Origin of the sequence: Peribacillus faecalis (assembly GCF_014712675.1) — a bacterium.
In the GTDB taxonomy this organism is placed as follows: Bacteria; Bacillota; Bacilli; order Bacillales; family DSM-1321; genus Bacillus_AD; species Bacillus_AD faecalis.
In genome coordinates, this window is sequence record NZ_JACXSI010000014.1 from 52690 (window position 1) to 76558 (window position 23869).

25 protein-coding genes and 1 pseudogene are annotated in these 23869 nt (G+C 40.3%); 12 read left to right on the forward strand and 14 right to left on the reverse strand.

Annotated elements, in window-relative coordinates:
* Positions 1 to 63: 63 nt before the first annotated feature.
* Both IEO70_RS07395 and IEO70_RS07400 read right to left on the reverse strand, forming a co-directional pair.
* Positions 64 to 2166, reverse strand: a complete 2103-nt coding sequence (locus IEO70_RS07395) for an MMPL family transporter (protein WP_190997726.1) — start codon at positions 2164 to 2166, stop codon at positions 64 to 66.
* A gap of 270 nt (positions 2167 to 2436) precedes the next feature.
* Positions 2437 to 3888, reverse strand: a complete 1452-nt coding sequence (locus IEO70_RS07400) for a glycoside hydrolase family 1 protein (protein ID WP_190997727.1) — start codon at positions 3886 to 3888, stop codon at positions 2437 to 2439.
* A 210-nt stretch (positions 3889 to 4098) separates the two neighbouring features.
* Here IEO70_RS07400 and IEO70_RS07405 point away from each other — a divergent pair, with 210 nt between their 5' ends.
* On the forward strand, positions 4099 to 4824 hold the full coding sequence (locus tag IEO70_RS07405) for a MurR/RpiR family transcriptional regulator (protein WP_190997728.1): 726 nt from the start codon (positions 4099 to 4101) through the stop codon (positions 4822 to 4824).
* A gap of 282 nt (positions 4825 to 5106) precedes the next feature.
* On the opposite strand, the gene IEO70_RS07410 is transcribed toward IEO70_RS07405, so the two are convergent.
* On the reverse strand, positions 5107 to 5316 hold the full coding sequence (locus IEO70_RS07410; protein WP_190997729.1) for a hypothetical protein: 210 nt from the start codon (positions 5314 to 5316) through the stop codon (positions 5107 to 5109).
* 190 nt (positions 5317 to 5506) lie between these two features.
* Here IEO70_RS07410 and trhA point away from each other — a divergent pair, with 190 nt between their 5' ends.
* The 3 genes from trhA (at position 5507) to IEO70_RS07425 (ending at position 8076) form a co-directional block, all read left to right on the forward strand.
* Complete coding sequence (trhA, locus tag IEO70_RS07415) at positions 5507 to 6157, forward strand: PAQR family membrane homeostasis protein TrhA (protein ID WP_190997730.1); 651 nt, start codon at positions 5507 to 5509, stop codon at positions 6155 to 6157.
* 163 nt (positions 6158 to 6320) lie between these two features.
* On the forward strand, positions 6321 to 6557 hold the full coding sequence (locus tag IEO70_RS07420) for a hypothetical protein (protein ID WP_190997731.1): 237 nt from the start codon (positions 6321 to 6323) through the stop codon (positions 6555 to 6557).
* Between the two features lie 904 nt (positions 6558 to 7461).
* On the forward strand, positions 7462 to 8076 hold the full coding sequence (locus IEO70_RS07425; protein ID WP_235973532.1) for an SIMPL domain-containing protein: 615 nt from the start codon (positions 7462 to 7464) through the stop codon (positions 8074 to 8076).
* A gap of 1 nt (position 8077) precedes the next feature.
* Here IEO70_RS07425 and IEO70_RS20425 read toward each other — a convergent pair.
* Together IEO70_RS20425 and IEO70_RS07435 are read right to left on the reverse strand one after the other, a co-directional pair.
* A pseudogene (locus tag IEO70_RS20425) lies at positions 8078 to 8200 on the reverse strand (SDR family oxidoreductase); the annotation flags it as partial.
* Positions 8201 to 8280: 80 nt separating this feature from the next.
* The gene (locus tag IEO70_RS07435) at positions 8281 to 8448 is read right to left on the reverse strand and encodes a hypothetical protein (protein ID WP_190997733.1); all 168 of its coding nucleotides are present in this window, start codon (positions 8446 to 8448) and stop codon (positions 8281 to 8283) included.
* A 266-nt stretch (positions 8449 to 8714) separates the two neighbouring features.
* On the opposite strand from IEO70_RS07435, the gene IEO70_RS07440 reads away from it, so the two are divergent.
* On the forward strand, positions 8715 to 10220 hold the full coding sequence (locus tag IEO70_RS07440; RefSeq protein WP_190997757.1) for a BCCT family transporter: 1506 nt from the start codon (positions 8715 to 8717) through the stop codon (positions 10218 to 10220).
* Positions 10221 to 10330: 110 nt separating this feature from the next.
* Here IEO70_RS07440 and IEO70_RS07445 read toward each other — a convergent pair whose 3' ends face one another.
* Positions 10331 to 10849 carry a DUF3231 family protein gene (locus IEO70_RS07445; RefSeq protein WP_190997734.1) on the reverse strand — a complete coding sequence of 173 codons (519 nt, stop codon included), beginning with the start codon at positions 10847 to 10849 and terminating at the stop codon, positions 10331 to 10333.
* A 57-nt stretch (positions 10850 to 10906) separates the two neighbouring features.
* A complete protein-coding gene (locus IEO70_RS07450; RefSeq protein WP_190997735.1) occupies positions 10907 to 11728 on the reverse strand; it encodes an MBL fold metallo-hydrolase in 822 nt (273 codons plus the stop codon).
* 95 nt (positions 11729 to 11823) lie between these two features.
* Between IEO70_RS07450 and IEO70_RS07455 the strand changes: the two genes are divergently transcribed.
* The 5 genes from IEO70_RS07455 to IEO70_RS07475 all read left to right on the forward strand — a co-directional run bounded on the left by IEO70_RS07455 (position 11824) and on the right by IEO70_RS07475 (position 16154).
* Positions 11824 to 12678, forward strand: a complete 855-nt coding sequence (locus IEO70_RS07455; RefSeq protein WP_190997758.1) for a manganese catalase family protein — start codon at positions 11824 to 11826, stop codon at positions 12676 to 12678.
* A 19-nt stretch (positions 12679 to 12697) separates the two neighbouring features.
* Positions 12698 to 13831, forward strand: a complete 1134-nt coding sequence (locus IEO70_RS07460) for a zinc-dependent alcohol dehydrogenase (RefSeq protein ID WP_190997736.1) — start codon at positions 12698 to 12700, stop codon at positions 13829 to 13831.
* 107 nt (positions 13832 to 13938) lie between these two features.
* Positions 13939 to 14622: a DUF6944 family repetitive protein gene (locus IEO70_RS07465; RefSeq protein ID WP_235973533.1), complete on the forward strand. Its 684-nt coding sequence runs from the start codon at positions 13939 to 13941 to the stop codon at positions 14620 to 14622.
* A gap of 90 nt (positions 14623 to 14712) precedes the next feature.
* A complete protein-coding gene (locus tag IEO70_RS07470) occupies positions 14713 to 14859 on the forward strand; it encodes a hypothetical protein (RefSeq protein ID WP_190997737.1) in 147 nt (48 codons plus the stop codon).
* A 77-nt stretch (positions 14860 to 14936) separates the two neighbouring features.
* Positions 14937 to 16154, forward strand: coding sequence for an NAD(P)/FAD-dependent oxidoreductase (locus IEO70_RS07475; protein WP_190997738.1), 1218 nt, complete (start codon positions 14937 to 14939; stop codon positions 16152 to 16154).
* Between the two features lie 565 nt (positions 16155 to 16719).
* On the opposite strand, the gene IEO70_RS07480 is transcribed toward IEO70_RS07475, so the two are convergent.
* Positions 16720 to 16920, reverse strand: coding sequence for a cold-shock protein (locus tag IEO70_RS07480; protein ID WP_190997739.1), 201 nt, complete (start codon positions 16918 to 16920; stop codon positions 16720 to 16722).
* A gap of 249 nt (positions 16921 to 17169) precedes the next feature.
* On the opposite strand from IEO70_RS07480, the gene IEO70_RS07485 reads away from it, so the two are divergent.
* Complete coding sequence (locus tag IEO70_RS07485; protein WP_190997740.1) at positions 17170 to 19209, forward strand: HelD family protein; 2040 nt, start codon at positions 17170 to 17172, stop codon at positions 19207 to 19209.
* Between the two features lie 83 nt (positions 19210 to 19292).
* On the opposite strand, the gene IEO70_RS07490 is transcribed toward IEO70_RS07485, so the two are convergent.
* Positions 19293 to 20048 (reverse strand): MerR family transcriptional regulator, encoded by a 756-nt coding sequence (locus IEO70_RS07490; RefSeq protein WP_190997741.1) that lies wholly within the window; start codon positions 20046 to 20048, stop codon positions 19293 to 19295.
* A 172-nt stretch (positions 20049 to 20220) separates the two neighbouring features.
* Here IEO70_RS07490 and IEO70_RS07495 point away from each other — a divergent pair, with 172 nt between their 5' ends.
* Entirely contained in the window at positions 20221 to 20844 is a 624-nt protein-coding gene (locus tag IEO70_RS07495; RefSeq protein WP_190997742.1) for a DUF2238 domain-containing protein, read from the forward strand.
* 34 nt (positions 20845 to 20878) lie between these two features.
* Here the strand turns inward: IEO70_RS07495 and arsC are convergent, their stop codons facing one another.
* From arsC to IEO70_RS19860, 5 genes are all read right to left on the reverse strand, one after another.
* Complete coding sequence (gene arsC, locus IEO70_RS07500; protein ID WP_190997743.1) at positions 20879 to 21301, reverse strand: arsenate reductase (thioredoxin); 423 nt, start codon at positions 21299 to 21301, stop codon at positions 20879 to 20881.
* Entirely contained in the window at positions 21298 to 22368 is a 1071-nt protein-coding gene (gene arsB / locus IEO70_RS07505) for an ACR3 family arsenite efflux transporter (RefSeq protein ID WP_190997744.1), read from the reverse strand. Before arsB ends, arsC begins: the two co-directional genes overlap by 4 nt.
* Positions 22369 to 22383: 15 nt before the next feature.
* Entirely contained in the window at positions 22384 to 22695 is a 312-nt protein-coding gene (locus IEO70_RS07510) for an ArsR/SmtB family transcription factor (RefSeq protein ID WP_190997759.1), read from the reverse strand.
* Positions 22696 to 22800: 105 nt separating this feature from the next.
* Positions 22801 to 23304 (reverse strand): arsinothricin resistance N-acetyltransferase ArsN1 family A, encoded by a 504-nt coding sequence (locus IEO70_RS07515; protein WP_190997745.1) that lies wholly within the window; start codon positions 23302 to 23304, stop codon positions 22801 to 22803.
* A gap of 156 nt (positions 23305 to 23460) precedes the next feature.
* Positions 23461 to 23869, reverse strand: a 409-nt coding sequence (locus IEO70_RS19860) for a hypothetical protein (RefSeq protein ID WP_206711525.1), incomplete at its 5' end; no start/stop codon positions are given.

A 23869-nucleotide genomic window follows, 5' to 3' on the forward strand; every position in this document is an offset into this window, starting at 1 on the left:
CTATCCCTCCACGAATAGTGAAAACGCAGAGACATTTACTTAGTCCCTGCGTCTTTTTGTAACTTATTTTTTATCTTTCTCAAAAAACATAATCAATGATGGAAGCAGCATACCACGAACAAGGAATGTATCCATCAAAATACCTACAGCTACGATGAAACCGAATATGAATAAGTCGGCAATCGGCATTGTCATAAGTGCTGCGAATGTTGCTGCCAAGATTAGACCAGCTGAGGAAATGACGCCGCCTGTGTTGCGGATTGCAATTTCCAACGCGTCCTTCACTTTATGTTTCTTACGTTCTTCTAGGAATCTTGAAACTAGAATAATATTGTAGTCGATTCCGAGAGCAACCAGGAAGATGAAGGCATAAACCGGTACACGTGTGCTTACTGCATCGAAGCCGAAGAACACATCGATAAGGAAAATACCTAACCCTAGTGCTGATAAGTAAGAAACAAGAATTGTAGCCATCATGTAGAATGGCATTTTGAAAGATTTCGTCAATACAAACAATAATACTAGAATTAAAATTGTTTCCATAATCACAATTTTGTATATATCACTGTTATTGACAGCGCGCTCATCGACAAGTTTCGGCGTTACACCGCTGTAGTAAAGATCACCGGAAACATCGGCATTTTTAAGCATCTCATCGCTGTTGTCGCGAATTTCTTCCATTTGGTCAATCGCTTCAACCGAATATGGATTCAAATCAAAAGCAAGACTGTATTTTACTGCCTTAGCATCTTCTGAAGTATTTGTTAAACGGACAGATGCAACGTCAGGCTGATCAGCAAGCTCTGCTCTTACTGCTTCGATATCCGCTTCAGTTAACGCTTTATCGCTTTCTAATAAAATCGATGTCGGTGCTAATTCGCCTTTATCATACTCTGCTTCAACAATTTCATATCCTACACGAGAAGGCAAGTCTTCAGGGAAGGATTTCACACTATCAAATTCAAAATCTAAATTAAACACATTAAACGCTGTAACTGCCATTAGAATAGCGACAATACCGCCTGCTAGTCCCGGTTTATTGACAACAAACTTGGCAACCGGTCCCCAGAAGCCATGCTTCACTTCTTTTGTTTCACCGTATTTCGGAACTTTCGGCCAGAACGATTTACGTCCGAATAATGTGAATAATGCCGGTACTAATGTGACAGAAGCCAGCATGATGATAACCATCGCTGTACCGAACACAGGCGCGAAGTTTTGATAATCACGGAAGTCTGCAAAGAACAGAACAAGCATCGCTGCTAATACTGTGCCGCCGGCCAAGAATACCGGTTCTCCGGAAGCGTGCATCGCATACTTCATCGCATCAAACTTGCTTTCATAATGGTTCAGCTCCTCACGGAAACGCGAGAAAATGAACAATGAATAGTCGATTACTGCTGCAAACAGCAAGATACTCATAATCGAAGTTGTTGAGTTATTGATTTCCAAACCGCCAGCACCTAATAATGCTACCGTCTGGTTCGTTACTTGGTATACAATCACCGTCGCCAATAGCGGAATTAACGCTAATAGTGGAGAACGGTAGATGACAATCAGAAGTACGAGAATAATTCCAACAGTCGCTGCAAGCAATACAAAGTCTGCTTCTTCAAACAGCTTTAATGTATCGCCGGCAATTCCGGCAGGTCCTGTAACATAAAAGCTTGTATCTGCCATTTTTTCTGCTTTATCATTTCCGATTTCAGCAATTTTATCTACTGTATCACCAATGCCACGGTTGTCCAAAGATGGATCAAGCGTTACCGGCACGATGATTGTAGACTGCTCTTCAGATGTAAATGCTTGAAGAGCTTGAGGCGGCAATTGCGTGAGATCGATTACTTCATCGACACCTTTAATATCAGCATCGACAATCGCTTTCATAATTTCCGTTGCTTCCTCTATATTTACTTCGCCTTTCTCATTATGGAATACGAGAATACCCGGCGTTCCCTGATCATTCGGGAAATACTCTTCCAGTTTTTCACTAGCAATAATCGATTGTGCATCATCCGGCAACGACTGGAAATTCGTCACCTTATAATCTCCCAATTTCGGGCCGGCACTTAGACCGATCATCAGCACTAGCCATGCGACAATCGTAATCCACATACCGCGTTTTGTTGTTACCCAATCGGTAATAGGTCTTAAAAATGACTTCATAATAGCCTCCTTCATTCTTAGAACGGTACAAAAATCCCATTCCTCTACTAGTCTAGTATGACATATCAAACTAAACTGAAAATAAACTTTATGTTACAGTCTAGTGGAAATGAAATTCTACTATTTTACATTTCCCTCTAGTTCTTACTTTAAACTACAGTATCCTTTTTAGACAATTTTTAAAGCATAAAAAACTAGCTAAGGAACTTCCCTAGCTAGTTTTATTCTGTAATATTTATATAGAAGCTGTTAAGCAGTTCCCCAAAGGAATTAAACATAAGCCAGCTCTTTGTTTTCTAGCTGTTCGCCGTTTGTAGCAATGACATCTTTATACCAGTAGAAAGATTTTTTCTTTCTGCGTTCCATAGTACCGCTGCCGTCATCATGTTTGTCGACATAGATGAAGCCATAGCGTTTTGAATATTCACCAGTTGAAGCACTTACTAAGTCGATGCAACCCCATGGAGTATAACCCATCAGTTCAACACCATCTTCGATTGCTTCACCCATTTGCTCGATGTGAGATTTTAGGTAATCAATGCGGTAGTCGTCATTGATGCTTTCGTCCGTTTCGACTTTATCATAAGCACCTAAGCCGTTTTCAACGATAAATAAAGGCACACGATAGCGATCGTATAATTCATTTAATGCAATACGCAGACCGATAGGGTCGATTTCCCAGCCCCAATCGCTTGCTTTAAGGAATGGGTTTTTTACACCGGCTAAAATGTTTCCTTGCGCTTGTTCTTCTTCAGATTTCACTTTTTTCTCTGTACGTGACATGTAATAGCTGAAGCCGACATAATCAACAGGGTATGTTTTCAGTAATTCTAAGTCGCCTTCATGAATATCCAATTCAATATTGTGCTCTCTGAAGTAGCGTTTAATGTATGAAGGATATTCACCTCGAACTTGCACATCACCGCAGAAGAAGTTGAATAGTTGACTCTCTTGCATTGCATACATAATGTTTTCAGGGTTGCAGTCAAATGCATATACCGGAGCGTAAATTAACATACAGCCGATTTTTGCATCCGGAATAATTTCATGGCAAGCTTTTACTGCTAAGCTGCTCGCAACGAATTGATGGTGGAATGCTTGGAAAGTCGGTGTGTATTTGTCTTCTTCATTTTGAATAGAGAAGCCCATGCTCAAAATTGGCATATGAGTGGCACCGTTGATTTCATTGAAAGTCATCCAGTACTTCACTTTATCTTTATATCGGTCAAAAATGACGCGTGCATATCTTTCATAGAATCCGATCAGCTTACGGTTTCTCCAGCCGCCGTATTCTTTTACTAGATGAAGCGGCATTTCATAGTGAGAGATTGTAACAACCGGTTCAATACCGTATTTTAATAATTCATCAAATACGCGATCGTAGAATGCAAGACCTTCTTCGTTCGGCACTAACTCATCGCCATTTGGGAAAATACGTGTCCATGCAATCGACATACGGAAGCACTTGAAGCCCATTTCAGAAAATAATTTGATATCTTCCTTATAACGGTTATAAAAATCAATTCCTACATGATTCGGATATGTATATTTTTCATTGTCAATTTCAAAATCAAAACCAGGGTTTTTTAACACCTCAAGACGAACTTTACCGCCAGGCAGTACATCTGAAACGTTTAATCCTTTATTGCCTTCATTAAATCCGCCTTCGAATTGGTTAGCAGCAGTTGCTCCGCCCCATAAAAAGTTTTCAGGAAATTTCATTGGTTGTTACCTCCATCAGCTATAAAAAGTAGAGTCATTAATAAGCTTATGGACTAATTGTAGCTTGAACCTATCGAAAAAAATATAGCTCTCGACGATCTAGTCTGTTTTCACGCGAGTAGTTATTTGTTACATAAAAGTAACGCTATGTTTCTTACTATTATTGCTGTTATACTAAAGAAAGAAGGTTTTTCCGGAAGGAGAATATTATTGTTTACTAACGAATCTATTGCTTCATTTAACGAACTCGAAACATCTTTATATAAATACATATGTGAGAATATGAACAAAGTTGTGTATATGCGAATTCGTGAATTGGCCGATGAAACGCATGTATCAACAGCTACCATATTGCGTTTTTGCCGTAAACTCGGCTGTGACGGATTTCCTGAATTCAAAGCGAGACTGAAATTATCGCTTCAGAAAGAAATCAAAACTGATTTAAAAAATCCTGAATACATGTTGATGGAATTTGTCGGCCGCACTTTGAAAGGCAATTTACAGGAGCAGATTAAGAAAGCGGCTGAAACGATTACAAAGACTGATCGCGTTACTTTTATCGGGAACGGAAGCTCCGGAATCTTAGCCGAGTATGGAGCCCGCTATTTCTCCAGCATCGGCAAGTTATCTTTATTTATAAAAGACCCGCTCTTCCCGATTCATGATAATTGTTTTCCGAACAGCACCGTCATTGCCTTGTCAGTTACCGGGGAAAACCCCTTTACAATCAGTCATCTGAATCAACTGAAGAAAATAGGCAGCAAAATCGTCAGCATCACAAATAATGAGCATTCGACAATTGCCAAAATGGCTGATGTGAACATCTCATACTACGTAGCTGAACAAAAAATTGAAAACGCTAATATTACAACCCAAGTGCCGGTCGTTTATATACTTGAAGCATTGGCAAGGGAAGTACATCAACTGAAAAAATAAGAAGGTGGCTGACGGATGTTCCTTCAGCCACCTTCTTATTTTATGTACTTTATTACTATTTCCTGAATAAATAAGCAAAGTTCCCCTCCCACTAAGCGTATTGCGATGGCAGACCATAAGCCGGAAATCGCCTGGCACCTCCGTTACAATCCCAATCACAATAGCGAAAATAAAAATTTTACTACGACATACATAACTATGCACGCTCACTTTTATGTTGATTTAGTTATAAATCGATAACCTATTTGATACACTATCAGATTGTAAAAAAGACCAATCGTTTTACGATTGGCCCTTAGCTATTAAATAGCCTGTCTCATTATCTTTACCTAAAACAAATCGTGTTCCAGCGTCATTCACATAGGTATCGATAATGTGTTCTTTATTTATGCTGACACTTTCAAGATGATAGCCATCTTGAAGTAATCGCGCTTCTATTTGCCCGTCTAGAGTATGTGAGTATGGGATATGTTGATGAATAGTTTCCATCATGATCAAGCACTTCCTTGTTATTGTTAAAATAATTCCCAATATGTATATACCCGTTTATAATTAAATTTAAATATTTTTATATATTTAATTATTCCTGCCTTTACAGGAAAATAAAAACTAAAACATAACGATTATTTTTTTGGTAGTATAATATATATCAAAATAATAAGTGAGGAAGAAACCAATACACATGGCTAATACACACACTTTTTCAAAAGGAGAGGAAATTGCAAACGCGATTTCCCATGGTATCGGGGCATTATTAAGTATTGCGGCACTAGTCTTGCTTATCGTGTTTTCTTCAATACATGGAAGCGCTTGGCATATTGTCAGTTTCACGATTTTCGGTTCGACAATGCTGCTTCTGTATTTAGCATCGACATTGTGCCACAGCTTACCGCCAGGCAAGGCAAAGTATGTCTTTGAAATATTTGATCATTCGTCAATTTATCTGTTTATTGCTGGCACTTATACGCCCTTCCTGCTCGTTGTTGTGAAAGGCGCATTAGGCTGGACGTTATTCGGAATTGTCTGGGGCATTGCGGTTGGAGGCATCATTTTCAAATCGTTCTTTGTTCAGAAATACTTAATGACGTCAACCATCTTGTATGTAGTAATGGGTTGGCTGATTGTCTTTGCTTGGCCATCTTTAACAGCCGCAATGGATCCTAAAGGCATTCTATTATTAGTACTGGGCGGCATACTATATACTGTCGGAGCTGTTTTTTATGTATGGCGCGGATTTAAGTACCATCATTTCATCTGGCATCTGTTTGTCATTGCTGGCTCAATCATGCACTTTTTCTGTGTGCTATTCTACGTTTTGCCGATTGAGCGCTAAAACAACAATCCTATTGAAGGATTGTTGTTTTTTTGAGAACCCTTACAACTAGTAAATATTGCTTTATTCACTCAGAACACCTTACTACTCTATCGTTATGCTATACTTTTAATTGTCTCTCAATAAGGGAAAACAACCAGAAAAATCAATGGAGGGATTACAAATGAGTTGTGGATGTTCAAACTTAAAAGATGGAAAAGCAATCGCAGATCTTGTGCGAAGCAAAGGAAAAGAAAACCTTCCTCCGTTAGTTGAGCACGAAATCGCATGTGAATGCGGAGAAAACTTTACTATGGAAACAGTTATTATGAACTGTCCAAAATGTGAAATGACATATGCCGTTACTCCATGCAGTTCAGATGAAATTAACAACATCAAGCCTGCAGGAATTAACTATTAATAGATTAGAAAAACCGTTACTGGTCCTTTTTGGTTAAACGCATACTCAAGATTTGCAGTAAACTTCAGATGACTACTATCTTATGAAATGTTACCAATCAAAAAGGAGCCATGCGGGAACCGAAAAGCGGAAGCGGCTGGCCGCTGCAGCTAGACATAGACTAAGTAGGAACAGCGACTAAGAGCGCTACGTCCTGTAGCAACGTCGCTGTGACTCTCATCGTGAGAGTCCCACACAAGAAACCCACCTTTGTTTTCTTTTGGGAGGCAGGAGGGGAACATCGGCTAAAGGCGCCACGTCCTTTGGCAACGCCGATATGACCTACATCCTGTAGGCCTCCGAGCATGGCAGGTATAAGGTTAGACACCATTGAAAACAGCGTTCGGCCATTGCCGGCGCTGTTTTTTGCGTAATGCTCTCAAGTTCCGCACGATCGCTCTCAAATTCAATATCACCTGCCGGATTTGAGTAAAACTGGATCTTCGTTCACTAAAAAAGACTGGAAATCTATCAAAAAAGCAAAAATTTTAACAAAAATCCAGTTTATTTTAGTGATTTTGCTTGGGAGTTACTAAGTTTATGCTAGTTTCATTGTATAGCAGCTAAAACATAGCGCCTTCAAGCTAATGATAGCGTCGTGAAATGAAAGATAGCGTCGTCCCAACGAATAATTGCGCGGTATTTGAAATTATAGCGTCTTCGCGATGAAAAATAGCGCGGTGCACAAAATTATAGCGTCTTCGCTGACAATGATTGCGCGGTCTGATAAAACATTGCGCCCTCAGCGCACGGATAGCGCCATCAACATAGAATCCTCAAATCTGCCCCTGCTCTTTATCACTTCTTAATGCACAAACAACCGCATACGATGTACTAGGGCCAAATAATTGAAAGGTGGTATGAAATGAATGCTCCATTTCCCTCTCTGACCGTGACCGGAAACGGAAAAGTCACTGCACAAGCAAATGCTGTTCAGCTACAAATAGAAGTCATTACAAAAGGCAACGATGCTTCAGATGCCCAACAGGAAAATGCACAAATTATGAATCGCGTCATTCAAGGTCTTACAGATGCGGGCATCCCAAAAGAAAATATTCAAACAGTCATTTACACAGTCTCGCCAACCTATAATTACATCGAAGGCAAACAAATCTTTAATGGATTTGAAGTCATCAATGCCATCTCCGTTAAGATTAACGATATAGATCAAGTTGGCAATGTTATTGATGCAGCCGTGCAAAACGGAGCAAACCGTCTATCTTCCTTGCAATTCACCGTCGATAACCCAGACTACTATTACCGGCAAGCACTCAGTCTCGCCCTGCATAATGCACAACTGAAAGCTAGAACAATTGCGGAAACGATGCAGCTCTCTCTGTACCCGCAACCGATTGAAATATTAGAGGAATCCATCGCCATGCCCCCTGTTCTCTTCAAGACCGCTGAACTATCATCGACTCCAATTGAGCAAGGTCAGATGACAATAAGCGCAGCAGTGCGGGTGACTTTTCGCTATTAAACGATTTCACCATTCCTCTATCGAATAAGAAACTTTGTCCTATAATGTATGTATTCGCGCCGGAAAGCAGGAACGCCACAAACTTCGCAAACTCTTCGTGCTTTCCGTATCTTCCTAAAGGGATCCTGCTAATCGCCATTATCATTCGGATCCGTGATATCTACCACACAGTAAGATACCTACACCAATATTTGTCAGTTCTTCCTACGCCGCAACAAGCTTCTCTTCACTTCTCACAGAAAGCATCACATTCGCTCCCTCACGCAGAAGGAAGACAGCTATCACCTTCCCTAGTCCTTGACTTGATGTAATCACTAGAGCATTATTATTTTGTAATCCTATATCTATGTTCACAGTTTCAATATACTTCATTATTAAAAATCATCCAGAATGCCGATGTGCGCTAGCTAAATTCCATTGCAAAATAACCGCTTTCAATTAAGTGAGGCGGACTCTCACCTGTCCTACCGCGTTTAGCGCTGAACTCTAGTCCCTTGTTCTCTAATCAACAAGTCATATGATTACCGTTTAAGGTTTAAATTTTGGAATATTTGAATAATTTTTCTTGTTATGCTATCGTTATTGTGAAGTATTAATATAAGAATAATTAGGAGGGAATATAGAATGAGGTGCTGAAAATTAAAAATAAAAATATTGTTTTAAGTGTTTCTTTATCTGTGATCGGAATCATCATCGTTTGGGGTCTTATACCGGAGAGTTGGCTTGGGAGCTATAGCCTTCACAACGTAATGGGAAATACTAATTCCTTTATATTGAAAAAATTCGGATGGTACTACTCGTTATTTTTAGCCGCAGGTTTAATTCTTGTCATTTATCTAATTTTCTCTAAATATGGGTCAATTAAACTGGGAAAAGATAATGACTCTCCACAATTCAGCTATCTTACCTGGCTGTCTATGCTATTTTCGGCAGGAATGGGAATCGGCTTAGTCTTTTTTGGTATATCAGAGCCTTTATCACATTTGAATTCCCCGTTATCTGATGGGATGAGTGAAAACGAACGTATACGATTTGCTATGATTTATTCATTTTTCCACTGGGGCTTGCAGCCTTGGGCCATTTATTCAATAGTCGCCCTCATCATTGCATATTTCACCTTTCGCAAAGGAAAATCGTATTTAATCAGTTCCTGCGTTACTCCTTTATTTAGGACATCTTCTTCATCCAAAACAAATAATGCAGTTGATATTTTTGCTATACTTGCAACTGTCTTCGGGATTATACCAAGTATCGGAATCGGAGCCCAGCAAATATCAGGAGGATTGAGTTATTTATTTCCCAAAATAGATAACACACTCTCTCTACAGCTGATCATCATTATTGTGTTTACTTTTTTATTCCTTTATTCTGCTCAATCAGGATTAAAAAGAGGTATTAAATATTTGAGTAACATCAATGTCTTCCTTGCAGCTTTCCTACTGCTGTTCGTTCTGTTCTCAGGTCCGACCATGTTTATAATGGATTTCTTCACAACGATTCTAGGTTCGTATATACAACAACTGCCTCAAATGTCATTGAGATTGAATCCATTGAACCCGGAAGGTGCGGCCTATATTCAAGATTGGACCATTTTTTACTGGGGTTGGTGGATTTCATGGACACCATTCGTCGGGATTTTCATTGCCAGAATCTCTAAAGGACGGACAATTAGAGAATTCTTAAGTGGTGTTGTTATCGTCCCTTCCTTAATCTGTATGTTTTGGTTCACTGTATTTGGCGGAGCCTCAATTTACATAGACAAATTCATGGATGGGTCAGTAGCTGAACAAATAGCAGCTAATGGTAACGAAATCGGTCTGTTTGCGTTATTGGAGCATTTTCATTTCTCTAGCTTTACAACGATACTCGGTATGATATTAATAGCGATTTTCTTTATTACTTCCGCCGATTCAGCTACTTTTGTCGTTTCGATGCTGTCTTCGGATGGCTCTCTTAATCCCCCTAATAAAGTTAAATTTTTATGGGGGATAGTTCTATCGTTATTAGCATGTGTACTGTTAGTAATCGGCGGGCTCTCCTCGCTGCAAACTGCTGCAATCATAGGTGCACTGCCTTTTTCTTTTATAATTATCTGGATGGTCATATCCTTTATACAATCTTTGAAAGAAGAAAAATTACAATAGATTTATAGATTTTAAATAATCCCTACAGCTAATTTTTTTATATTTTAATACTTCGTTTTCTATATTAAACGGACACAGAATCGAAGTCAGGTTCTGTGTCCGTTTGAAATTCAGCCCTCTTTATTCTTCGTCTCCATATGAAGCGGAGGCGGTACAAGCCAGCCTTTTTCTTTCATGATTTTCAAAAGTGCCGCTCCATCCTTGAGGCTTTTCGCACTTTGCTGAGCCAGCATCAATGCGACATCTTCCCTGATGCATTGACCAATTAATGCGCTCATCGCGCTTAAACCAGTTGTGATATCGCGCGCAATCGCAACTGCCACTTGCGCATCCATCAATCGGGCACCAGCAGGTATTTGTTCAATATCGACATCCGGTCTTTCAGCAGGTGTCGGGGGGACTGCAATATCATTAGCAACTAGCACTTTCTCGACTTCTTCAATGCTCGGCTTGATGCTATTGTTGATGACATCCTTAATAAAATCCTTTAAGTCCTTATCACCAGTGTGATTATAATAAACTTGATACCCGTCCAGAGCCGCTTTTGCCGCCGTAAGTTGCGCATACAGTCCATAAACCTCGCCATAATGCAACGGTTCTTTTTGCGGATTGCCGCTTAAAATTCCCATAATGTCACTCCATTCAGTATTTGAATTCAATAATAGTATGAGAAATGATACGCTGGTTTATTCTGCACGATAAACTTTTACGAGCTTCCTTAATTCCGCATCAATAAAGCCTTCCCCTCTGATTACCGGACCATGACCAGTAACAAGGTAACGAATCGGCTTTTGCGCTAGTTGAATAATCGATTGTCTGGCCGCTTTTCTATCCGGCGTAAAATAAGCAGGAGGGCCGTTTAAACTATAACGCTGAGTCAGCACGGCAAAAAGTGATTCCTGTTTCACCGTTACTACTGCATCGCCCGCTATCATAACTTTCATTTTCCTATTATATAAAGAAATATGACCCGGAGTATGACCGGGCGTGTACATCCATACCCATTCTTCTAAGAGAGGTACAGTTTGGTTTTCCGGTAAAGACACAACTTTGTCGCCAAGATTGATTCCCTCATTTGGAAACGATCTTGACAGCAAAGCCACCAAACCTTTTCTGCTAAATCGCTCCCCCGGATAATCCTTCGTTCCGGTTAAATAAGGGATTTCCTTCTCGCTAGCATATACAGGTATGTCCCACTCAGCTAGAATATTGACGAGCGATCCTACATGATCAAAATGCCCGTGCGTTAAAATAATAGCTGCAGGAATCCGACCTTTAAATTGGCTTTTTATATCCTGCATTATCACTTTGTAATCTTTCGGCATACCGGCATCAACCATAATCAGCTCTTTATGCTCATTTTCGAGCAAACATATGTTCACGATGCGATTTGTATACATCCACACATTATTCGCTACCTTTTCCCACTTCCTGTTTTTAACCGAAGTATATGGCAAAAATGCCCATTTAAATAAATTCCGTTCCGTCAATAAATCGTTTCGTTCCATAGTTTCACCCTTACTTTTCCCATCATTTTTCTCTGCATAAATTTCGGCGAATAACAAACTCTTTAAATGAAGTATTTATAGAAAAGAGGATGATTATGTATTTTTATAAAGAAGATTTAATTAATGTGATCGTCCCTGATCGTCCTGATCCTGCCGCAGCTAAAGTATTGCAAGAAGCGCTTGGCGGGCAATTTGGGGAAATGCGTACTATGATGCAGTTTTCCTTCCAAAGTGCCAACTTCAGAGGAAAGGACAAAAAATATCGCGATTTAATCCGCGGCATTTTCTTAGAGGAAATCAGCCATGTCGAACTCGTGCAAACAACAATTAATCAACTGCTCAATGAATCGGGATATCCTGAAGCCGGTGACTCCGGTCAAGACGGCGCTCCACTAGATGATGCAATCAAGCACGCTAACCCTCATCATTACATTATGGGTGCGCAAAGTTCGCTTCCTGTAGACGCCGGCGGCAATCCATGGAACGGCTCATGGGTTTACAGTCACGGCAACCTGATTGCAGATTTATTAAACAATCTTGTACTCGAATCGACAGGTGTTCTGCAAAAATCAAGAATCTACGAAATGAGCAGCAATAAAACATTCCGCGAGACACTCGCATTCCTAATAGTGCGTGACAATGCTCACCAAAACGCATTTGCCAAGGCGTTAGAAACACTCGGCGTCGACTGGGGTAAACTCTTCCCTGTTCCGAATTACGATATAAATAAATATCCAGAGTGCAGAAAATATGTCGATCTCGGCTACCATAACGCACAATTCAATTTCCGCTTAGATGCGACAACCATCAGCGAAATTTTCCAAGGTACTTCACCGAGTCGTAACAAGGGCGAACTGCAAGTCGTAGACCCTCCTGCCGGCTTCCCAGTTCCTGAGCTGCCTATAATGCCGAATGAACATAGCCCCGGACTGGGCGATATGAACGCTTAATGAATGGAGGAATGAACAAGTGCGAGCTGTAACCTATCAAGGAAAGCAATCAATCGCTGTAAAAAAAGTAGAGGCTCCGACTATTGTTGATCCTCAAGACGTCATCGTCAAAATTACTTCAACGGCGATATGCGGTTCCGATTTACATTTATATCAAGGGAATTTCCCATTGCCTATTGGCTATGTAATTGGACATGAACCGATGGGGATTGTCGAGGAGGTCGGTCCGGAGGTAACAAAAGTGAAAAAAGGCGACCGTGTTGTCATTCCTTTCACTGTCGCATGTGGTAAATGCCAGTATTGCGATCACCATCTCGAAAGCCAATGTGATAATGCAAATCCTCACTACGATTCAGGAGGTTATTTTGGCTACTCTGAGAAATACGGTGATTACCCCGGCGGACAAGCGGAATATTTGCGGGTGCCATTCGGCAATTATACCCCCTTTCTCATTCCTGAGAACTGCGAACTGGAAGATGAACAGCTCCTGTTCTTATCCGACGTCCTGCCGACTGCCTATTGGAGCGTCGAAAATGCCGGAGTCAAAAAAGACGACACCGTTATTGTACTTGGATGCGGACCGGTTGGCTTAATGGCTCAGCAATTTGCTTGGAAAAAAGGTGCTAAACGCGTCATTGCTGTTGACTATATCGACTATCGTCTTAATCATTCGAAAAAGGTCAATAAAACGGAAATCTTTAATTTTACTGAATACGAAGATATGGGAGAAACCTTGAAGGAACTGACAGATGGAGGTGCTGATGTCGTCATCGATTGTGTCGGAATGGACGGAAAAAAATCGCCGCTTGAGTACATCGAACAAAAACTAAAGTTGCAAGGAGGGACACTCGGTCCAATTCAAATTTCCACTAAGGCCGTCCGGAAATGCGGTACCGTTCAAATTACCGGCGTTTATGGCGGAAATTACAATATGTTTCCGCTTGGCGCATTTTTCGCCCGAAACATCACTTTGAAAACAGGACAAGCTCCTGCGCGCAGCTATATGGGTACACTATATGATCAAATTGTAAGAGGCGAAATTGACCCGACTTCCATTATCACTCATAAACTGGATCTAGAAGAGGCTCCGTACGCGTACGATATTTTCAATAATCGGACAGAGAATTGTATTAAAGTCATTTTAAAACCATAATGCTTACCTTTATTCAAGTCAAACCGTCCCGCAACAAACCTTCAGAGGTGAATACCATAAATAAAGTAGTTCCGAAACGATTGACAGATCAATAAGGTTGATTAAACATGGATAATCAAACAAAAGAAATAACCGGAGCCTGGCTAGTTGCGATCGGTACCATTATATACGCAATCGGAAGCACACCCTTTCCTTTTATAAACGAGGAAAGAAGCAGAGATTTAATCATAATCGGGAATGCCCTGCAAGCTGCAGGAAATGTATTAGAAGCTGAAGGCCAGGATGAGTTCTCGCTTGAAACGCTTGGAAATGAACTGCAGGCGACAGGAAATGTTACTGTCATTGCCGGACTGTCACTTCCATTAGATGATGATACTATGCAAAAGACCGTAATCGCCGGCACTTGGATTCAAGCATTAGGGGGCTTTGTGGCTTTTGGTGATGAATTGGCAGACACGACAAACACAGATGACATCTACCTTATTAATGGTAATCTGCTGCAAGCCATCGGAAACTCGCTTCAAGCCGGAAGTGCGACGGATACATTAATCAGAGAGCAACTTGAAGAAACCGCAGAAAATGATAATGCTAAAACCGGTGATCAAAACCGTATAACTGTCGCCCCTTTATATCTTGTTGGAGTGTGGATACAAACAGTCGGTTCAGTGCTTGCTCTAATCGGCCAAATAAAAGAAGAAAGCGAAGAACAAAGCTCTCTTTATCAAGGATCAACAATGACCTATGCCGATTGGCTTGCAAAAACAAAACAGAGCCAGCTTTACAATTTATAGCCGGAGCATAACGATTGCCTGTTCGTAATAATATCCCCGCATGCAGACATAATAAGACAAAAGAACTTTGCACTAAAATGGAGGACAAAAATGAAAAAGGATACCTACAATATTGCTTCCCTATCCCGAGATTCCCTTCAGCAAGTACAATCATTAGAAAAACAATTGCCCAAAGAAACGGGAGAGGAACTAATTTTAATTGCCTACGAGGAAGAACATCATCAACTGAAATCATAACCGCTCTCAATAAACGGCAGCTTTAGAAATGTTAAGTTTCTGAAGCTGCCTTCCTTTTCATTTAGGAGGTATCATCTATGGATTTGCAATCAGGCAAATTTTATTGGCCGGAAACAATTAATCGAACAGCGAACTACAAATCATTAGAAGAAAATATTGAATGTGATGTCCTCATCATCGGATGCGGCAGCTCAGGAGCACAATGCGCCTATTATTTGCTAGATAGCGGACTAAACATCGCTATGGTTGACAGCAGAGGAATTGCAGAAGGAAGTACCGCTACAAATACAGCCTTACTTCAATATTTAGGGGAGAAATTTTATTATGAATTGGCGAACACATTCGGTGAGGAGACTGCGACTACTCATATAAAACTGTGCGAGCAAGCCATCAGCGATATTGAAAAGGCCAGCCAACAACTGGAAGCTGACGTCGAATTTGCTCGCCGCGATAGTTTATACAGTGCAAGTGATCAAGAAGGCATTCAAAAACTAAAGCAGGAATATGAGTTGCTTCAAAAACATGGATTCAATGTTGAGATGTGGGATGATAATAAAATTGCCTCTCATTTCCCATTTCAAAGAGACAGTGCCATATTGATTAAAAATGATGCGGAAATTAACCCTGTAGCTTTTACATATGAATTGATTAAACTCGCTGTTCAACATGGATTCAAAGTTTTTGAACATACAAAAATGATACGTCACCAAATTGAAGACGATAAAGTAATCTTCTATTCAGACAAGGGACATCAAATAAAAGCCGGCAAAGTCATTGTAGCGGCCGGATATGAAACGTTGGATTTCCGTAAGCATATCAATCTGGCATTGGAAAGCTCCTATGCCATTGTGACGAAGCCGCTCGATTTATCATTTTGGTATCGTCGTACTTTGCTATGGGAAACGAAACGGCCATACATTTATACGCGCACAACTAAAGATAATCGGATTATTATAGGCGGGCTTGACGAAACGACAAACATACCCGAGGAACGCGATAATAAATTAATCAGCAAAAAAAATCAGCTAATCAAAGAATTCCATTCGCTCTTCCCCGATGTTCCAATTGAGGTCGAGTATTACCTCGCTGCACTGTATGGCGGTACAACAGACGGGTTGCCGATGATTGGTTTATACGATGAACTGCCGAGCGTTTATCATGTATACGCTTACGGTGATAATGGAATGGTCTATAATATGGTCCTTGGAAAAATAATCGGGGAACTGGTGACAGAGGGAACAAGCAAGCATGCTGCATTGTATTTGCAAACACGAAAGAGCTTACACGGAAAGTGAATTATTTTTACTGCAGTATATTATTAGGACTTATTAAGACGCTGTGCTATACTAAGTCTACCATTTGCTCTACTTGTTACAGATACGATTTGTTGCAGAAGCTCTATTCATATATTGAATAGGGCTTTTTTAAACGAAAAAGCGGAAGCGGCTCGCAAGTAAGGACAGCGACTAAGAGCGCTATGTCCTGTAGCAACGTCGCAGTGACTCTCATCCTGAGAGCCCCACACGAGAAACCCGCCTTTGGTTTCTTGGGGGAGGCAGGAGGAGAATATCGGCTAAAAACGCCACGTCCTGTGGCAACGCCGATATGACCTACATCCTGTAGGCCCCCGAGCATGGCAGGTGTAAGGTTAGACAGCTATCTAAGTTCAAAAACATACACTTTTATCTTTTTAGAAAAACCGTCACCGGTCCTTTTTTATTTTTGAATTCCTAGCCGGCACGTGTAAGAAGGAACATTAGCTAAAAGCGCCATGCCCGCATGTCTTGACCGATGGACCTACATTCTGTAGGCAAAAAAATAGACCCTGCATAAGCAGGATCCATTCATTTCAGCTTCAAATTAAGCTTTTACAACGTTAGTAGCTTGAGGACCGCGTTGGCCTTGCTCTACGTCAAAAGTTACACTTTGACCTTCGTCTAAAGATTTGAAACCTTCGCTTTGGATTGCTGAGAAATGTACGAATACGTCTTCTCCGCCTTCACGCTCGATGAATCCAAAACCTTTTTCTGCATTAAACCATTTAACTTTACCTTGTTCCATAATTGTTGCCTCCTAGTGCTTATGCACATGTGTTACTATCCTTGCTCAAATACTTAGACGAAAATCAAACTCGCTTCTGAAACCGAACAAAAATAATTCTTATTTAGATTAACAGAATTTATTTAAAATAGCAACGATAATGTATTTTTAAAATTCAAATAAAAAACCAAAATACTAAACCCTCCAATATAACACCAGTGAGAATACAATTGTTATGTTTTTTTCAGAGAAGTTTTTGGAGGGAATAAAATGCAACAATTTCAAGATGAACAACAAGCACTAGACGCTGTTTTTAAAAAATTGCGTAAAGCCTTTGATCAAGTCAACACCACCATAGAAGGCTATAACGACGAATACATGAATTTGAAAAAGTATATGGTTGATTACAAAGCTGAAATGGACAAGATTGAAATCTTCAGCAATCAGCAAATACTGCAATCCATCGACCGGACAGGAGTGGCCGCACTAAAACAAAGAATGCAATTACAGAAGCTGATGGATTCGGCTTATTTTGGACGAATTGATTTTGTGTATGACGGCGAGTCAATCGACGAGGCAGAAACGTTTTACATCGGCAAATTTTCATTCACTGATGAAGAAGGGAACATCTGCATATACGATTGGCGCGCTCCCGTCTCAAGTATGTACTACGATTATGAATTAGGTCCGGCAGCCTACGAAGCGCTGAATGGCGCTATTAATGGTGAACTAATACGAAAAAGACAAATGAATGTCGAGAAAAATGAAATTCGATACGTACTGGAAAGCTCGATGAATATTAATGATTCAATTTTACAAGGAGAACTGAGCAGAACAGCCGATGAACGGATGAAAACCATCATCGCAACCATACAGAAAGAACAAAACGCCATCGTCCGAAATGAGGATGCCCACACATTAGTCATTCAAGGAGTAGCAGGATCCGGAAAAACATCGATTGCCCTCCACAGAGTTGCCTATTTGCTCTACAAGTTCAAAGATCAGCTATCATCCGACCGCGTCATGATCATCTCGCCAAATAAAGTTTTTGCTGACTATATTTCCACTGTACTGCCTGAACTTGGGGAGGAGCCAATTCGCGAAGCAAGCTTGGATCTTTTAGCTGAAAGGGTGTTGCCTGCGAAGTATGCTTTTAGCTCATTATTTGAGCAGACAAAACGTTGCATCGAGCAACCGGAAAGCCCATTCGCAAAACGAGTCGGTTACAAGTCTTCGCTCTCTTTCTTCGCTGCGCTGCAATCATATTTAGAAAAGACAAACACCACTCTGCTTCAAGAGAAAGCAATAACGATTTCAGAATATGAAATTCCAGGTTCATACATTGTGAACCGTTTTAACGCTTCTTCAAATGAGCCGGTCATGAAAAGGCTGGAGCAAACCGCAGAAGATATGCTATCACTGATTAAAGCAAAGAGACAAGGCGAAATTAAGCTTCCAAGCAAAAATGAAGTCATCAAAAGATTGAAAAAGCGCCTTCGTTTCAACGATGCTTTTACCCTCTATAAATCTTTTTACGAAGAGCTTGGCCGACAAGATGATTTTGTCTTTAAAAACAAGACTTTAGAGTTTGCAGATGTATACCCGCTTCTCTATTGCATCAACTATTGGGAAGGAATTGAGATTTTCGACACTGTAAATCATCTAGTAATTGATGAAATGCAAGATTACTCACCGATTCAATATGCGGTTCTTCAAAGACTTTTCCGTTGCAAAAAGACGATTTTAGGAGATTTCGGGCAGTCACTCAATCCGTTCACCATCAACGATGAGCACGGATTTCAAGAAATTTTTCCGAGCTTGCAGTTTGTGCAGTTGAAAAAGAGTTATCGATCTTCATACGAAATAATCGAATTTGCGAAACGTTTTTTGCCCGAAAACGCAATCGAAGCTGTCGAACGCCATGGCGAAGAACCAGCAATGCTTACCTATCAAACTGATGAAGAACAAATTGATTCTATCAAGCAAGCACTGCAGCAATTCCAGAAAAGCGGATATAAAACATACGGAATTGTTTGCAAAACAGAAGCACAAGCTACCTACATAGAGTCAGTGCTCCAAGGCTTCCCGATCAATCGAATCAACGAAACAAGCACCTCTTTTACAGAAGGCATCACATTATGCTCTGTTCAACTGGCGAAAGGATTAGAATTTGATTCAGTCATCGTTCCGTTCATTGATGGAGGCTACCAAACCGATTATGATAAAGGCTTGCTTTATATCGCCTGCACCCGCGCTCTGCACAGACTGACATTGCTAGTCTCTGAACAGAATAAATCGCCATTGCTTTAAGAAAGACCATCACGGTCCTTTTGCGAGAGCAGATACTCAAGAAATTTGCAGTCACCTTCAAATTAAATTTAAAAGAGAGACTCTCAATTTTGAGAGTCTCCTATCACTCGCTTCAATAATTCAATTAGTTTTTTCACATCTTCAATCGCTTCACGCAAACCTTCCTCAAGACGATCCGTGACACGAACAATATCATCAGTTGCCGTTGGTGTATTAAGAACATCCTTAATATCAAACGCCTGTCCTTCATTTGCTTTACTGACAAGGCGCAATATCGCCGCAATCGAGAAATGGGCGCTGCGCAACGAACGAATGACGAGCAATCTTTCTAAGTCTTCCTCTTCATAGATTCGATGTCGTTGACTGTTGCGCGCCACATGGAACAATCCGTTTCTTTCCCAATTGCGCAACGTTTCTTCTGTTATATTGAGTTGTTTTGCAGCTTCCTGATGCGAATAGCTTCGTCTTTGATTCATTCGGCAGGACGGCTTAGAAATCCAGCGTTCAACTGTTTCAATTGCCTTCAATGAAAAGACATGCTCCTCTTGCAAATAGCGCAAGTATAACTCAGCAACTTCAAGCGCTTCATCAAATTGTTGTTTCCCCGACAATTCTGCGATTTTTGCCGCACGCTTTCTTAAGTTCTTTTGCAGTATTTCATGACGAAAAACAAGTCTCGCAATCTGCAGCTGCACCACGTGAATGTCCTGATAGACCCGATAGCCATTTTCAGCTCTCGGTACCTTCGAAAGATAGCCCCATTCCTCATAAACACGGACCGTATTCGGATGAACATGACCTAGTTTTGCAATTTCAGATGTATGATAAGTACGCGTCATGCTCAGAACCTCCAATCTAATTAGAACTAGTAATATTATACCTCCGAGTTTTTCGATTAATAGAAATTTTAACTCGTGAGGATTTTTTACGAAAGAGATTCTTTTGTATGGACCTCTCTCTTTTTACGCAAACTACTGGAAATATCTAACTTTACAGATAGGAGTGAATACATTGCGAAAAGCTATACTGCCAAAGAAAAGGATTCATCTCATCTTGCTGATTATTGTAATCGGAGTTTTCATCTGGTCCGTTATTAAACCTACTTCTTATTTAGATTGGATTGCAGAAGTCAGTCCTGCAGTCGTTGTTTTAATCATTGTCACGGCAACTTATCACAAATTCCGATTCACTACACTGTCTTATTGCATTATCGCCCTTTTATCCATTCTCACATTTATAGGCGGTCATTATACTTACTCGGAAGTGCCTATTTTTAATTGGATAAAAGAAGAGTTTGATTTAAAACGAAATAATTATGATCGATTCGGTCATCTTCTTAAAGGGCTATCAGCAATTGTAATAAGAGAAGTATTATTACGTTTTACTCCACTGACGAAAGGAGCTTGGTTGTCCGGCATAACGATTAGCATTGTACTGGCAATAGCTGCTTTGTATGAAATTGTTGAGTGGCTAAGTACTAAAATAGCCAAGGGAGGAAAAACATCCAAAGACTTTTTAGGGATGCAGGGAGATCAATGGGATGCTCAATGGGATATGTCTTTAGCTTTTGTAGGATCTATACTTGCTTTAATTATTTTTGTGAAATTACATAACAAACTACTACAAAAAAAATAATAGGCTGCCAAATATTTTGGCAGCCTCATAGCAATCATTCTCCCGTTTCAGCAAAATGTTTAATACGCGCTTCAATCTCGTCACGCACACGTTGGAAAAAAGCCCATTTTTCTTCGTCCGTTCCTCCTGCCTTCGCCGGGTCGTCGAATCCCCAATGCACACGTTTAACATTCGGAGGCGTGATTGGACAGTGATCAGCCGCATGGCCACATAGTGTGACAACCAATTCCGCATTATTTAAAATCTCCGGATCAATAACATCCGACGTTTGATTCGTAATATCAATGCCAACTTCCTTCATCGCTTTCACAGCATTCGGATTTAATCCGTGCGCTTCCAAACCAGCACTTTTTACTTCCCACTCATCACTTAAATGCTTTTTCGCCCAACCTTCCGCCATTTGGCTCCGGCAAGAGTTACCAGTGCATAAAAAGTAAATCGTTTGCTTGTTGTTCATATAGTTTTTCCTCCTGATGATGTTTTAAAATACTTCTTTTCCCATCGCAATGCGACGTGTACTAGCGCAATCAATACAGGTACTTCCACTAACGGACCGATGACTGCTGCAAATGCCGCTCCACTGTTAATACCAAATACGGCAATCGCTACCGCAATCGCTAACTCAAAATTATTGCTTGCCGCTGTAAATGATAATGATGCGGTAACTGGATATGATGCTCCAGCTTTTCTTGATGAAAAGAACGAAATCGCAAACATAATGACGAAATAAATGAGCAATGGAATCGCAATTCGAATGACATCTAACGGCAATTCAACGATTTTATCTCCCTTTAATGAGAACATCATGAAAATCGTGAACAGCAGCGCAACTAAAGTAAGCGGCGAGATTTTCGGCAAGAACTTTGATTCATACCATTCCCTCCCCTTTACTTTTACACCAATAAAACGTGTCAGTATCCCCGCCGCAAAGGGAATACCTAAATAAATCAATACGCTCTTCGCAATTTCCCACATCGAAATGAACACCGATAGATTTTCCAAGCCGAATATGCCGGGCAGGACATTCAAAAAGAAGTATGCAAATACGGAGTAGAATAAGATTTGAAAAATTGAGTTGAAGGCTACCAAGCCAGCCACATACTCACGGTCCCCGCGTGCTAAGTCATTCCAGACAATAACCATCGCGATGCAGCGCGCCAATCCGATCATAATCAAACCAGCCATATATTCCGGATAATCATGCAGAAAGATAATAGCTAAGAAAAACATTAATACCGGACCGAGCAGCCAGTTTTGAAGCAACGAAAGCAACAGCACTTTCCAATCCTTGAATACTCTCCACATTTCTTCATAACGTACCTTAGCGAGCGGCGGGTACATCATAACAATCAGTCCGATTGCAATCGGAATCGATGTCGTCCCTACCGAAAATGTATCTAATACATTTTTAAAACTTGGCGCAAGCACGCCAACTAATACCCCTAAAGCCATCGCAACAAATATCCAAACCGTCAAATAGCGATCTAAGAAGGAAAGTTTTTTCGTCAAGCTTTTCTCCGTCATAATCTTCCTCCTCAACTAAAGTGTTTCTGAACAATCCGAGCAGCATGTTGTCTGCTGTTCATCCAGTTGGTCAATAATCGCTTGAATATAAGGCTCTTGAACCTCATTCAGCCGATAATGTTTCCAAGTTCCTTTTTTTCTTTCCAAAACGATTCCCGCATCCTTCAGCTTCTTCAGCTGCTGACTGACTGCCGGTTGCGAAATATTGAGCAAATCAACAAACTCACAAACGCATACCTCGCCTTTTTTCAAATAGGACAGCAATTTTAAACGATTCGGATCACTGACTGCCTTCAATCGGACCGCCATCATTTCAATATTCTCCATCATAATCTCCCCCTGTTCGTTTTCATAATCAATATATAATCATTTACTTATATATTAAACAAAAAGCTTGTAATTACAAGCTTTTATTGAGAATTAAGGTACTTTTCATTGCATTAGCATCTTTTCCATTAACAGCAAATCAACAAACATTCCGTTCATTTGCCCATGGTCTTTAAGCAAGCCAACTTCCCGATACCCTCTTTTTTTATATAAACCGACGCCTACCACATTAAATGGAAGCGTAAACAAAATAATTTTATTAAACTGCAGCTCGCGTGCTAATTCTTCCAGGTCGTTTAAAAGTTTTTTTCCTGTCCCTCTTCCGCGATAATCTCTTCTAATATAAATTGATAAAACAGCTACACCATCAAATGCACGGCGCTCAGAATAACGATTCAATGAAGCCCATCCGACAACCTCATCATCTTCCTCCGCAACTAATACTTTAAATCTTCCATCATGCTGTTCAAACCAATTAGTCATATAAGCCATATCTTTTTCATCTGTTTCCAGCGTAGCAATTCCATCCTCCACTCCCTGATTGAAAATTTTGCGAATCGCATCAATATCCCTATCCGTCGCAATTCTCGTAGTTAGTTGACTAATCATGGAGAACACCCCTTGTTGTACATATAAATAATCTTGCAGAAACATTGTACAACAGCAATATACTACTTGATAAATTTTAAGAACTATATATTGCGAATTATTTTTCTCCATTAAAAAGAGCAACCCGCTAAGTAAAAAATAATATAGTGTTTTAAATTAGGGATTATGCCGGCACTGTGCTATACTTAGTCTACCATTTGCTCTACTTGTTTCAGATACGATTTGTTGCCAAGCTCTATTCATTTGTGAATAGGGCTTTTTTATTAGAAAAACCGTCACCGGTCCTTTTTCATTTTTGTTTTGCTCCTGTGAATCGTCTTCAATGAAAAAGGAGCAATGCGGGAGGACTAAGACAAACCGCACAAGAAACCCGGTTTTGGTTTCTTGGATGGGATGGCTTAGGCCCGAGCATTGCAGGTGTAAGGTTAGACAGCAATCTAAGTTCAAAATATATACTCCCTCTATAAAGTAAGGTTTTTCTTTGTTTTTCTCTGTTTTTCGTAGAATTGCTATGCCGTTTGAATCAAATAAATGTGAAATACCCGTTAGAATGAGCTGAATTTTA